The sequence below is a fragment of the Vibrio sp. 10N.261.55.C5 genome (assembly GCF_041470505.1).
Lineage (GTDB): Bacteria > Pseudomonadota > Gammaproteobacteria > Enterobacterales > Vibrionaceae > Vibrio > Vibrio crassostreae_C.
Genome location: NZ_JBFRMS010000007.1, coordinates 73,253 through 85,806, shown reverse-complemented (window position 1 = coordinate 85,806; position 12,554 = coordinate 73,253). Strand labels below are relative to the sequence as shown.

The window sequence follows — 12,554 nt, the reverse complement described above, 5'->3', positions numbered from 1 at the left end:
CTGCAAGATGGTGCAAAAATTAAGTTTCTATCTTGGTTAAGTTCTGTTTGGTTCGTTGTTGATATTTATGTTTTTATTAAGTTGTTGTTTTTAGATGAAATTATTTGCTATTCATCAGCTGCTATTAAGTGGCGTGTTATTTGCTTATTTTTAGTTATTACAATTATGGATAATTGAGTGAGAAACGGATGACCGATTCAAACAGCGGCTGGATAAAATCGACCTGTGCTTATTGTGGTGTAGGATGTGGAATAGAAGCGAGACCGACATCGTTAGGAAAACTAGAAGTGCGTGGTGATAAAGATCATCCATCAAACTATGGAAAGCTATGCACTAAAGGGATTGCGCTCGGCGACACCGTCACGCCTTTAGGTCGTCTTACACAGCCTGCTCATATTCAGAATGAGCAAAAACAAGAGCTAGATTGGAACAGTGCCACTCAGTTGGTCGCAGACAAATTCAATCAAACCATCGAAGAATATGGGGCCGATTCGGTTGCGTTCTATGTATCTGGTCAGCTGCTTACCGAAGACTATTATGTTGCCAATAAACTGATGAAAGGCTTCATTGGTAGTGGCAACATCGACAGTAACTCTAGGTTGTGTATGGCTTCAACCGTGGTAGGGCATAAGCGAGCATTTGGCGCAGACACAGTACCGGTGTGCTACGAAGATCTCGAGCAAGCCGAACTCGTCGTGATTACAGGTTCCAACTTAGCATGGTGTCACCCGGTACTTTTCCAAAGATTAAGAGCCGCGAAACAAGCCAACCCTGAATTGAAAGTTATCGTCATCGACCCGCGTTATACCGACACCTGTGAAATCGCAGACATTCACTTGGCATTGGAATCAGGCTCAGACGTCGCATTGTTCAATGGTTTATTGGGTTACCTCGATGATAACGACAAGCTAGATGCAGACTACATAGAAAACCACACCCAAGGCTTTACTGAATCGATTCGATCTGCGACTCACTACCGTTATACAGAGTCAGGTTATACCGAATCAGGCTGGGGCGACAAAAGCGTTCCTGAGCTCACAGGGTTAACAGAGCAGCAGCTGAAACAGTTCTACAGTTTGTTTGCATCGAACGAGAAGGTGCTAACCATTTACTCCCAAGGCGTGAACCAATCGACACAAGGGTGTGACAAGGTGAATGCGATTATTAACTGCCATTTAGCCACCGGGAAAATTGGCAAGCCGGGTATGGGGCCATTCTCCGTAACAGGTCAGCCGAATGCAATGGGCGGGCGAGAGGTGGGTGGGTTAGCCAATACTTTAGCAGCGCACTTTGAATTTGGTGATCCGCAATCACACCAAACGGTGAGCGAGTTCTGGCAAACCGACAGCTTAGCCACACATGCGGGTTTAAAAGCGATTGACCTGTTTGATGCCATGAATGAAGGCAAAATCAAGGCTGTGTGGATCATGGCAACCAACCCAGTCGTGAGCCTGCCTGACAGTGAAAAGATCAAAGCCGCATTAGAGAAGTGCCCATTTGTGGTGGTGTCGGATTGCATTGCCGATACTGAAACCACTCGCTTGGCCGATGTAGTGCTACCCGCGCAAGGGTGGAGCGAAAAGTCGGGCACCGTGACTAACTCTGAACGCCGAATTTCACGCCAGCGCCGCGTGTTACCAAGCCCAGGGGAAGCCAAACCCGATTGGTGGATTCTAAAAGAAGTCGCACAAAAAATGGGGTTCAACGATCAGTTTGATTACCGCCACGAAGGTGAGATCTTTAAAGAGTATTGCGAGATGACAGCGCTCGGCAATGAAACAGGTAAAGCGCGTGACTTGTGCTTAATTGGACTCACGCAACTGGATGAAAAAGGCTATGGCGAACTCACTCCACAGCAATGGCCAGTGTTAGAGTATCAACCAGAGATCATTGAGCAACGCATGTTCACCAATGGCGAGTTCTTTACTGAATCAGGCAAAGCGCAGTTTATTGCAGTTGAGCACGACAAACCGATTGCCGATACCAGCCTTGAATTCCCGCTTATCATGAACACAGGTCGAATCAGAGATCAATGGCACACCATGAGCCGCACAGGTTTGGCGGCAGGCTTAGGTGAACACACACCAGAACCGTTTGTTGCCATGCATCCAGATACGGTTGCAGAGCTTGGCTTAGATGAATTTGGGCTAGATGCTTTCAACCACGCCACTATTAATCCAGTGGTGAAAGTGCGCAGCGCACAAGGGGAGTGCCAAGCGCGCTTAGTGGTGACCAAAGAGATGCGCCGTGAACAAGTCTTCATGCCTATCCACTGGAACGCACCGACCGCCAAAGACAGCAAACCATGCGAACTAATCTTGCCTCATACCGATGCCGCATCAGGTCAGCCAGAATTCAAACATACCCCAGTGATGGTTGAACCGTGTGGCTATCACAGCGAAGCCGCACTGGTCAGTGACAAGGTGATGGATTGCGGCGGCTTTGATTACTGGGTACGCCAAAGAGTGGAGGGCGGTTTTCTGTATCGCATCTCATCATCTAAGAACCCTATGGAGTTGGTTATTCAGCTTGCCAACACCCTCGATGCCTTGCCAGAACCTAACGCAGAAGCGATTAAGTCACTCCATTATCATGGCAATAAATCATTCAAGAACTACGGCTCTGCCAAGTTGGGTCAGTCTGGTGTAAAGCAGGCCTTCGTGGTGAACAGTAAGCTTGACCATCAAAGCATCGATTGGCTGGTGGAATGCCTAACTCGAGAAGCCGATGAAGAGTTCGAAGCCGAGTTTTTGAGTACTATGGCGAAGTAGTTACTTCCTCTTACTTATCCATACCTACAGCGTAAACGCCGACAATCATGTCGGCGTTTTTGTTTGAGAATACAACTTCCAAGATACAACCTTCATAGCCTGAATTGCGGTTTACTCACACATTAGGGAGTTTTCTGCATTTTGCAGAAACTATATGGAAAATTTCTGCTTTTCGTCATGTTTGATACGAAGATAAGTAGGTAAGATGATGTTATTAAATGAGTTATTAGACTAAGTGCAGCGAGTCTTGGAAACTAGACAGAATTGTTTCAGGGACAAAATGCAGAATTATTCTGTCTAATATAGCTGTTAGGTATTTCGGAGAATTTATGGGAAATTTTTGGGTAAATCTGGTTCCAGATAGATTTCCAAGCTTTATTGGAACTATATCCCTCATTGTTGCTTTGATTTGTATGTTCCTGACTTTTAATGAAAAGAAGAGGTCTCATGCAACCAAGTTATTTGCAATAATGGTTGTTGTATCTTTGGCTTTTTTCTCTTCTCATTGGGCGACATATTTTGCGGCAATATTTATCGTTGCAACAGCTGTTACAGAGTTAGATTTTTTACAAAATCTGGCGGCAATCATAAGCAAAGATAAGAACTATTTCGATTATCGCAAAGAAGTGTTGTCTAAAGACCAAAATATTAAACGTAAAGCGGAAGAAGTTGTAGAAGAAGAATTTAAATCAAGCTTGAAAAAGAATCGAGCTATCAAAGATGGACACAACTTGTCGGTTAAAGTAAGCGAAATCAATGATCTTCCTAGAAGTACCATCATGCGCATGGCTTATGACATTGAGGACAAGGTTTTAGAAATATTAAGCCGACAATATCAGGGGTTAGAGCGAGGTGTTCGATTAAGCGGCAACAATACCAGTATTGAAGTTGACGGTTTGATTTTTGATAGCAATGGACCTAGAGAAGTATTTGAAATTAAATGGGCAAAAACTTCACGACATGTTCGTATGCTTGTTGTTAACCAAATTCGACGACTTGAAGATATTCAAGAAAGGTTCAAAACAATAACAGGAAGTACACCCGAATATACATTAGTTCTAGTTGTAAATGATAAAGACGATATTCAAGAAGAGAAATGGAGCTCAACATTGCTTAGGGCTAAAGAGGCAAATATGAATGTTCGTTTTATGTCTTTGGATGAGCTAGGTTATAATGTAAGTAAATGAAATACCTAACAATCTGTTTAAGAGTGATTCGCAACGCATGGCATTTTTACCGTGCGTTGAGTTTAGTGTTTAAGGTGGTATACGGTAGCTTCGGTATTGCGTTGCTCACACCTTAACAGGGCTACCGCAATCAATCATCTAACCTTTTCATAGCTTTACGGTAAACATCGCTACGTTCGCGTTTTCCGACTGCTAAGACGGTTACAATGATGACATCGTCTTCAACTTTGTAGACGAGACGGTAGCCCGATTGGCGCAGCTTAATCTTATACATGTTGTCAGCTCCAGAGAGTTTTGAAGCCGGAACATGCGGGTTATCTAAACGCTCGATTAGCTTTTTCTTAAATTGTTGTTGAAGCGTTGAGCCAAGCTTTTTCCACTCTTTGAGTGCACTCTTTTTAAAGTCGAGTTTATAGGTCATCAATATTTACCGAAATACTCTCTTCAGATTCACGCTCTTTCGCAATAGTTAGTAGTTCAAGATCTTCGAGTCTGTCCATCATCATTTCGTACGCTTCGGCTGGTACGCAATAAAATGCTGGCTCATTTCGGTTCAGTACAGCAACAGGTTCACCGTAAGCACTAGTTGCAACTTTCATAGGGTTAGCTTTCAACTCAGTAATGCTTGCAGCAACATCGGCTAAAATTCTAGTGGTCATTTAATAGGTCTCTTAAGTGGTCTTTATTTTGGTCATTTTAGCCTCAATCAAGCGGTATAACAAGTTGCTTAAGAGTGATTCGCAACACGTGGCATTTTTACTATGCGTTGGTTTATGTGTTTAAGGTATTATGCGGAGGCTAAGGTATTGGTTTGCTCACACCTTAGCAAGGCGTAAAGTGTCGATATCTTGGGATAATAGTTCTAGATATCTAATTCAGAATAGCTGCGTAAACCTTAATTTAGAGGCTCTTGAACCATGGTATTACTTATAGTTTGGTTGGCTATTTGGGTTTCTTCAGCCAAACCACTTGCTTCTGTCGCCCGACGAACATACCGCATTAGAGTACAAAGTAGTTCGAATGGTTGGAAAAGTATTTTGTTTTCTATATTGGCTCACCTTACCTTTGTTCAACTATTTAGCTTTCCTGTAGATAGTTGGTTTTACTGGGTACTTCCAGTACTAAATGTTTTGTTTGTTATGCACATGCTCTTGCTCTTGGATTTGGTTCTAGATCGTTATAGTGTGGTTGATACTTCACGTTTTACCCATCGTTCAATTGCACCTTTTTTGGTGTCATGTAGTGCATTTATTGCAATGCTTTTCTACTCAGCTTATCTCAATGATGCAATACTGAGGGGAGTATGTATTGCTGCTCTCTCAATAGGTTTGACAGGGTTTCTAGTAACTTATAGAAATGTAAAATAGGGTCATACAGCTAACAGAGTATTTTAGGTTGATAAGAATCAACCCAACCAAACAGGGCGCCAATAACGGCGCCCTTTGTGTTAGTTGGACACGCTGTAAGTGTCGTAATTGCGAAGTAAGAAGATTGCGATACAGGCTGCGAGCATTGGCCAAGAGGCGAAGAACAGTAGGTTGTTGAACGGGTCCATGTATTTTCCAAAAGAGGAAAAGGTTGAGCCTGCATGAAGGACTAAAATGGCTCCGTAGGTGTACTTTTTCCACATGCCTACAACGAATGCGCCTAAAAATCCGAGCTGCGCGACACCCAGAGCCATCATCGCATTGTTCGAGATGTCGATGCCGTAAAAGCCAGACAGTACTTTTGTCGCGTGCTCAGGGACAAGGATCTTATCCAAGCCCCAGAATAAGAAGACGATAAAAATGCCGATTCTCAGCAGTAGTAGGCTAGTCGCCAGTTTGGTTTGAAGTGTCTTTTCCATGATATTCCTTGTGATGCATTCAATGATGCGATGATTTAAATGTTCATCAAAGGAGACCCATAGCCTTCGCGTTTTCTTTCGCAGTTTTTCAGTGGCTTATGTAACAGGAAATGTCTGGTTGGTTTGTTCCTCAACGTTATCGGACTCAAAATGCTGCTGCCTGAGTAAGCTGACAGTCAGGTTTATCGGCATCGGCTTATAAAAATAGAAGCCTTGGATATAGTCGACACCGAGCTTAGATAAGATTTTCACTTGGGATTCGTACTCAACACCTTCGACGATGACTTGCATCCCTAAGGAGCGTGATAGTTGAAGCATGGACTCTAGCAAAGGGAGACCAAAGCTGGATTCGTCGGATATGTTTTTCACAAACACGCGATCGATTTTGAGAATGCTGAACGGGAACTGTCTTACGAAATCTAACCCTGCGTAGCCTGTACCAAAATCATCAATCGCGACTCTGACGCCCCTGTTCGATAGCTTGGTTAGGTTGTCTCTAATTTTGACCATGTCGGCATCAGAACATTCACCATATTCGGTTACTTCAAAAACCACCTGCTTGAGGATCTCAGGGTGTCTTTTAAAGATGCTGATCACTTTGTTAGAGAAGTTACTGTTAGACACTACGTTGCGGCTGATGTTGACGCTGATGTACTTTGAGTCGAACACATCTTGATTGCTTTTCAACGTCATTAATACTTTGCGCAGCACGAAGTAGGTGAGCTCCTCAATTAAGCCTAAGCTTTCAGCAAGCGGAATGAAAATAGCCGGGGAGACGTTACCTTCAATTGGGTCGTTCCATCGTAATAGTGACTCACAGCCGACGATCTCATTGGTGTTTTGGTTAACGATAGGCTGCATGTGAACATGAAGGTGTTGGTTTTTTAGCGCACTTGAAAGCGAATATTCTAAGCTGCGTTGGCTCTGCTTTTTATGCTTGATGGAAAGGAGAATAATGGTCGTGATTCCGGCCATCAAAAAGCCAAACCATAAATAACTCAACATGAAGTGAAGATAAAACTGATACCCAATGTATGAGGTGATGGTCAATGGGTAGGTGTTTGATTGTATCCGCACCTTGGCGATTGATGAGTCAATATCGGTAGGGTGGATATCTCTTTTGATCACTTCAACTTTGGCCTGTATTCCATGGCTGCTCAGGTTTGTTTCAACAAGGTCATAGATGAAGTGTGGCGGAATCATCAGGCTCACTCCGGCATCTTCTTTGTTCGAGAAAATGAGCATGATGGACTGAACTTGCGTGATGGCCGAGTTGGAATACGACAGGGTTGTTAAATTCGGGTCGTCATTGAGTCGCTGCCTGATGGTGCTGTATAGGCGAAATGAAACGTCACCATCGGTGGTTGAACAGTAAAATCGGTTCTGTTTATTGAATACCGCTGCTTCTTTTACCCAATCGGCTTCAAAAACGTTTTGTCGAAGCTGTCTAACGATCGCGTCGCAAGACTGTTCAGGTCTAACTTCAGATAAAAAACGGTCGAACCTTGATTGGATCCTTTCTAACCTAGTTTCGACTAACCTTGATGTGTCTTCGGTTAATGTTTGGTAGTGATACGGTGTAAAAGGAATGAGCATTGCCATGGATAAAAAGAAAGAAATGGCAAAGTAAAATGAAGTCTTAGCAATGTTTTGGTACTTGATATCCATAGTTGGAGAAGCGTTACCGATTTATGTGAGCATTCGATTTAATTTATAAAGTTAACGATTACGTAGCAATATAAATAATTAATATTGTGAATGCAGGTACGAATTATTGATATAAATAATATGTTTTCTAGTTTTACCAGCAAAATCTGAGCGTTATCTCATTTATTTGAGTTGGCGAGGCGTCATTTTTGATGATTTATGCGGATAACAAATGCTTATATCCTGATAAATTTTATTGTTATTTGCTCTGGCTGAATGAGCTGAATGAGCTAAATATTGAGCCACGTTTAAATAAATAAAGTCACGACACGATTCGTTTTGGTGGTGGCAGCATAAAGGATGATTATGACAAAACTGATATCGGCACTCATAGCGGTGTGCTTCTCATTCTCTGCGTTGGCCTACGAAGGTGTTGTTGATTGCGAGAATGCGATGAATACCATCGAGATCAATCACTGTGCGGCAATTGAGTTGGAATCTGCACAAGCGGAACTGGATAAATACCTTGCAGCCAGCTTTGAGCACAATGCTTATGATGCTGAGCTGGTGGCGTCAATTAAGAAGGCTCAGGAGAGCTGGCAGGCGTACATGACAGCACATTGCGATTCTGTTTACACCCAATGGCGTGATGGTTCTATTCGAGGGGTTATGGCGCTTTCCTGCAAGACGACGTTAACCAAGCAGCGCACGCATGAGGTGTGGGTGAATTTCTTAACCTATATGGACAGCACGCCTCCGGTTTTACCAGAGCCTAAATTAGCGCCGTAGGCAGGTTTAAAATACGTACAGCACTGTGCACCTGCTTCAACCTTTGGCGGGCGAATAAGAAAACGATAGGGGATTGCTTTACTCTTTCGTTCTTAGTCTCCAGCTTGAAGCATTATAGCTTGAAGTATTACCTAGCAAGGATTCGATTATTGAATAATGTCAGTATCACGCTTATTCAGCTTGAAGTTGAATACAAGAACAAACAAAAGAATATTGATTCGGTCTCTGATCTTTTGCAAGCGGAGCCGTCAGTCGGGGATATTACATTACTGCCTGAACTGTTCACGACTGGGTATATTTTTAATGACGCTGAAGAAATTCACGAATTGGCGGAAGACTTCGCCGACAGCAGTACTATTGATTCATTAACGCAGCTTGCAGCGAGGCATCACACCTTGATTGTTGCAGGCATTGCCGAGAAAGATAGCGGCCAATATTACAACAGTGTGGTGGTTGTGGATGCTTCTGGTTTACGACACAAATACAGAAAAATCAGTCAAACCAAATTCGATAAGCATTATTTCTCGAGAGGAGAGGAACGCCTCACGTTTGAGCACAAAGGCTTAAAGTTTGGTGTCGCGATTTGCTTTGATATTTGGTTCCCGGAGATCATGAGAGCGTATCAGTCGGTCGACGTTATTCTCCATCCCGCGAATTTTGGTGGTCATCATAGCTTTGCTATTGCTCATGCAAGGGCTTTAGAAGAGGGGTGTCATGTCGTGACTTGTAATCGAGTTGGACAGGATGTGGTTGATGCGTTTACCGCGACTTATTGTGGTGGAAGCCGAGCCTACTCACCCAAAGGGGAGTTAGTGACTAAACTTAACGACAAGCAATCGGTAGAAACCGTGAGTATTCAAGATCCCTCGATTGCGCCGCAATACAATGGCGTCGATGTGTTAGACGAAATACAGCAAATCGCATCTGTGTTGAATCGCTAAGAAGATAAGTGAAGTGCATTAGGAGCGAAAAGGGCAAGGTTTTTTAACCTTGCCCTTTGTTGTTTAGATCTCTAAGAAGGCGCTTTAAATGGCTTTTACGCTGCTTCGTTCAACAAGAGTAGGTTCAAGTTCAACGACTTGCGGATAAGCATCTGGAGTTTGTAATCTGCTCAAAAGCGTATCCACTGCGGTTTTACCTAAACGATGTTTTGGCTGGTGGACAGTGCTTAACGCGGGTGTCATGTACTTCGACAGGTGGATGTCATCGTAGCCAATGATAGACAGATCATTCGGAATCGATGTGCCATCTTGCGCCGCAGCGTGAATCACGCCCATCGCCATCATATCGTTACTGACGAACAAGGCAGACGGCATTTCGCCACGAGTTTTCAATGTCTGATAAGAGTCAAAACCACCGTCACATTCAAAGTTGGATTCAACAATCCACTTAGGGTTGATCTCTAAATTGGCTTCTTCCATTGCTTGCTTGAAGCCTTGATAACGAGACGAAGCTTGATTACGGTGCAGTGGGCCAGTGATACAACCAATTTGAGAATGACCGTTATCTATCAAGTGCTTAGTTGCCATGTAGCCACCTTGGTGCGAGTTGTCTTGGATCTTATCGCTCGCAAACAACATAGGGCCCCAATCCATGACTACAACAGGCAGTTCTGGGTAGCGCTCGAATACATCGATATGTTCGCCTTCAAGGGTAGAACACATTAGCATCAGGCCATCGACTCGCTTTTGCAGCAAGGTATCGATAGAGGATTTCATGCGTTCGCTATCGCCTTCGGTGTTACACAAGATAAGGTTGTAGCCTTTTTCGTAGCAACGACGTTCCACACCTTTTACCACTTCGCCAAAGAATGGGTTGGTGGATGTGGTCACTAGCATTCCCAAGGTTTTGGTTTGCTTCATTTTCAAGCTGCGAGCCAATGCAGAAGGCGCATAGTTGAGTTCTTTAGCCGCATTGTTAACACGCTCAGCAATCTCTTCACTGACAAAGCGTGATTTGTTGATCACGTGGCTCACGGTAGAAGTCGAAACCTTTGCGAGCCGTGCGATGTCTTTCATTGTTGCCATAAAAAATCCTTGTGAGAATAACCTTCCACGTTGGGCGATATTCTGCCTGAAAACAGGGGCTTATTCTTGTTATTTGTTGTTACCGAATTTGAAGGCTAACATCCGTTAACCACGGTTTAGCTCAGAAGTTAGGCCTTCAAATAGGTATCAAACTAAGCAGACAGTAGCTCTGCCAAAAACGCATCGGTTTCAGCACGGCTTGGAATCGACGTTTGAGCACCAAAGCGTGTCACAGAGATAGCAGCTGCAGCATGAGCAAATTTAATCGCACGCTCAAGTGGCATATCTTCAAGCAAGCCTGTCACCAACGCGCCGTTAAAGGTGTCACCTGCGGCAGTTGTATCTGTTGCTTCAACACGGAAACCTGCGATTAATTCACCTTCGCTGGCTTCATTGCCTTGACCGCGATGACTCACCCACACGCCTTTCGCGCCTAGCGTGATCATTACCGTTTCTATGCCTTTAGCATGCAGAGCCAACGCAGCCTGATGAGCAGACGCGTTGTCCGTCACGGTAATGCCTGTCAGCACTTCTGCTTCAGTTTCGTTCGGTGTAATCACGTCAACACAAGCAAGCAGTGAATCCGATAATGGACGAGCAGGAGCCGGGTTTAGAATGACTTGCGTGCCACTCTCTTTTGCTACTTTCGCAGCGTACTCAATACCTTCAATTGGCGTTTCAAGTTGAGTTAGCAGGTATTTGGCTCCGCGAATCTTCTCTAGATGTGGTTCGATTTGGTCGCAAGTCAGCTTGTCATTAGCTTCTGCAGAAAGACAGATGCTGTTTTCACCCGTTGCGGATACTTGGATCATCGCGATGCCAGTTGGCGTGTTGTCTGCCACGATAACACCGTCGATGTTGATGCCGTCTTTAGCGAAGTCTTGACGAATGTTGATGCCGAATGGGTCGTCACCGACACAGGCGATGAAGCCGATATCTGCGTTTAATCGCGCAGCAGCGACTGCTTGGTTTGCGCCTTTACCGCCAGGGATGACCTGATAGTTACCGCCAATCAAGGTTTCACCCGGACGAGGGAACGAAGGAACTTGCAGTACGTGGTCAGCGTTAACGCTACCTAAAACAATCAGTTGAGTCATGATACGAGCCTTATGATATATCGTATTTGAAAATGCATGGGTCTTTCTCATGGTGTTAAGTGCGCTCTCTTTTGTGAGCGGAATGAGAAACAGCGATGCACTGTCGGGGTTTGCTTTTGTTTGAGTCAGCGAGCCAATCAAAGCAGGGAGATAGGGAACTCCCTGCTTTATATCGCGTTACCTAGTAACGATTACTTAGCGATGATTTTTAGAGGTACTGGTACGTACTCGTCTACTGTTTCGCCTTTCAGTACTTTGTCTGCCATTTCGATACCTAGAGAACCGATTAGGTCAGGTTGTTGTGCAACTGTAGCGCCTAGTAGGCCGCGGTTAACAGCAGCGATGCCGTCGTCTGTGCCATCAAAGCCAACGATCATCACTTCTTTACCTGACGCTTGAACTGCGCGAAGTGCACCTAGTGCCATTTCATCGTTTTGAGCAAATACTGCTTGTACATCTGGGTTAGCAGCAAGCAAGTTTTCCATTACGTTCAGACCTTTAGTACGGTCGAAATCAGCAGGTTGGCTTGCAAGAAGCTCAAGGTCGCTGCCGTTTACTGCATTCATGAAGCCTTCACCACGTTCACGAGCTGCAGAAGTACCAGCAATACCTTCAAGTTGGATTACTTTCGCTTTTTCGCCCACTTTTTCCATGATGAAGTGACCTGCCATTTCACCACCGATTACGTTATCAGAAGCGATGTGGCTTACTACGTCACCACGGCTTGCACCACGGTCTAGTGTTAGTACTGGGATGTTTGAACGGTTAGCCATGCGAATTGCGTTAGACACGGCGTCTGAATCTGTTGGGTTGATCAGGATTGCCTTAACACCACGAATGGTTAGATCTTCAATGTTCGACAGCTCTTTGCTTGGGTCGTTTTGAGAATCCAGAACGATAAGCTTGTAGCCTAGCTCTTCAGCTTTCGCTTCTGCGCCATCTTTCATGGTTACAAAGAATGGGTTGTTCAATGTAGACAGAACGATTGCCATTGTATCTTGCGCCTGTGCAGACACAGATACTGTTGTAGAAAGAAGAGCAGCAGAAATAAGAGTCGCTAATTTTTTCATGGTGTAAGTCCTTTGTGTAGGGGGAGCTAAGAGGTGAGTCCTAGCTCGTTGTTACATTATTTATGATTCTAATATTTTAAGGTAAAACAGGGTGTTACTTGTATTAACCTAGAGTGTGAA

The 12,554-nt window shown here is 44.2% G+C and carries 11 protein-coding genes; 4 read left to right on the top strand and 7 right to left on the bottom strand.

Going from position 1 to position 12,554, the window contains the following annotated elements:
- Nucleotides 1-173: 173 nt before the first annotated feature.
- Nucleotides 174-2,771, top strand: a complete 2,598-nt coding sequence (locus AB4263_RS01565) for a molybdopterin oxidoreductase family protein (protein ID WP_372097289.1) — start codon at nucleotides 174-176, stop codon at nucleotides 2,769-2,771.
- Between the two features lie 329 nt (nucleotides 2,772-3,100).
- A complete protein-coding gene (locus tag AB4263_RS01560; RefSeq protein ID WP_372097287.1) occupies nucleotides 3,101-3,958 on the top strand; it encodes a hypothetical protein in 858 nt (285 codons plus the stop codon).
- 130 nt (nucleotides 3,959-4,088) lie between these two features.
- On the opposite strand, the gene AB4263_RS01555 is transcribed toward AB4263_RS01560, so the two are convergent.
- The 4 genes from AB4263_RS01555 to AB4263_RS01540 form a co-directional block, all read right to left on the bottom strand.
- A complete protein-coding gene (locus tag AB4263_RS01555; RefSeq protein WP_005377002.1) occupies nucleotides 4,089-4,379 on the bottom strand; it encodes a type II toxin-antitoxin system RelE/ParE family toxin in 291 nt (96 codons plus the stop codon).
- The gene (locus tag AB4263_RS01550) at nucleotides 4,369-4,617 is read right to left on the bottom strand and encodes a type II toxin-antitoxin system Phd/YefM family antitoxin (protein WP_004730320.1); all 249 of its coding nucleotides are present in this window, start codon (nucleotides 4,615-4,617) and stop codon (nucleotides 4,369-4,371) included. Before AB4263_RS01550 ends, AB4263_RS01555 begins: the two co-directional genes overlap by 11 nt.
- Before the next feature lie 788 nt (nucleotides 4,618-5,405).
- Entirely contained in the window at nucleotides 5,406-5,804 is a 399-nt protein-coding gene (locus tag AB4263_RS01545) for a hypothetical protein (protein ID WP_017064752.1), read from the bottom strand.
- 96 nt (nucleotides 5,805-5,900) lie between these two features.
- Nucleotides 5,901-7,472, bottom strand: a complete 1,572-nt coding sequence (locus AB4263_RS01540) for an EAL domain-containing protein (protein WP_372097285.1) — start codon at nucleotides 7,470-7,472, stop codon at nucleotides 5,901-5,903.
- Between the two features lie 345 nt (nucleotides 7,473-7,817).
- Between AB4263_RS01540 and AB4263_RS01535 the strand changes: the two genes are divergently transcribed.
- A complete protein-coding gene (locus tag AB4263_RS01535; protein ID WP_372097283.1) occupies nucleotides 7,818-8,240 on the top strand; it encodes a lysozyme inhibitor LprI family protein in 423 nt (140 codons plus the stop codon).
- A gap of 149 nt (nucleotides 8,241-8,389) precedes the next feature.
- Nucleotides 8,390-9,181, top strand: coding sequence for a carbon-nitrogen hydrolase family protein (locus AB4263_RS01530; protein ID WP_372097281.1), 792 nt, complete (start codon nucleotides 8,390-8,392; stop codon nucleotides 9,179-9,181).
- Between the two features lie 84 nt (nucleotides 9,182-9,265).
- On the opposite strand, the gene AB4263_RS01525 is transcribed toward AB4263_RS01530, so the two are convergent.
- The 3 genes from AB4263_RS01525 to rbsB all read right to left on the bottom strand — a co-directional run bounded on the left by AB4263_RS01525 (nucleotide 9,266) and on the right by rbsB (nucleotide 12,434).
- Nucleotides 9,266-10,267, bottom strand: a complete 1,002-nt coding sequence (locus tag AB4263_RS01525; protein ID WP_136978924.1) for a substrate-binding domain-containing protein — start codon at nucleotides 10,265-10,267, stop codon at nucleotides 9,266-9,268.
- 152 nt (nucleotides 10,268-10,419) lie between these two features.
- Complete coding sequence (rbsK, locus tag AB4263_RS01520) at nucleotides 10,420-11,364, bottom strand: ribokinase (RefSeq protein WP_372051109.1); 945 nt, start codon at nucleotides 11,362-11,364, stop codon at nucleotides 10,420-10,422.
- A 191-nt stretch (nucleotides 11,365-11,555) separates the two neighbouring features.
- Nucleotides 11,556-12,434, bottom strand: a complete 879-nt coding sequence (rbsB, locus tag AB4263_RS01515; protein WP_017060856.1) for a ribose ABC transporter substrate-binding protein RbsB — start codon at nucleotides 12,432-12,434, stop codon at nucleotides 11,556-11,558.
- Nucleotides 12,435-12,554 lie beyond the last annotated feature (120 nt).

Coding starts and splice junctions, on each gene's coding strand:
- AB4263_RS01555 (WP_005377002.1), bottom strand. CDS start 4,379: ATGACCTATAAACTCGACTTTAAAAAGAGTGCACTCAAAGAGTGGAAA.
- AB4263_RS01525 (WP_136978924.1), bottom strand. CDS start 10,267: ATGGCAACAATGAAAGACATCGCACGGCTCGCAAAGGTTTCGACTTCT.
- AB4263_RS01560 (WP_372097287.1), top strand. CDS start 3,101: ATGGGAAATTTTTGGGTAAATCTGGTTCCAGATAGATTTCCAAGCTTT.
- AB4263_RS01545 (WP_017064752.1), bottom strand. CDS start 5,804: ATGGAAAAGACACTTCAAACCAAACTGGCGACTAGCCTACTACTGCTG.
- rbsK (WP_372051109.1), bottom strand. CDS start 11,364: ATGACTCAACTGATTGTTTTAGGTAGCGTTAACGCTGACCACGTACTG.
- rbsB (WP_017060856.1), bottom strand. CDS start 12,434: ATGAAAAAATTAGCGACTCTTATTTCTGCTGCTCTTCTTTCTACAACA.
- AB4263_RS01540 (WP_372097285.1), bottom strand. CDS start 7,472: ATGGATATCAAGTACCAAAACATTGCTAAGACTTCATTTTACTTTGCC.
- AB4263_RS01550 (WP_004730320.1), bottom strand. CDS start 4,617: ATGACCACTAGAATTTTAGCCGATGTTGCTGCAAGCATTACTGAGTTG.
- AB4263_RS01535 (WP_372097283.1), top strand. CDS start 7,818: ATGACAAAACTGATATCGGCACTCATAGCGGTGTGCTTCTCATTCTCT.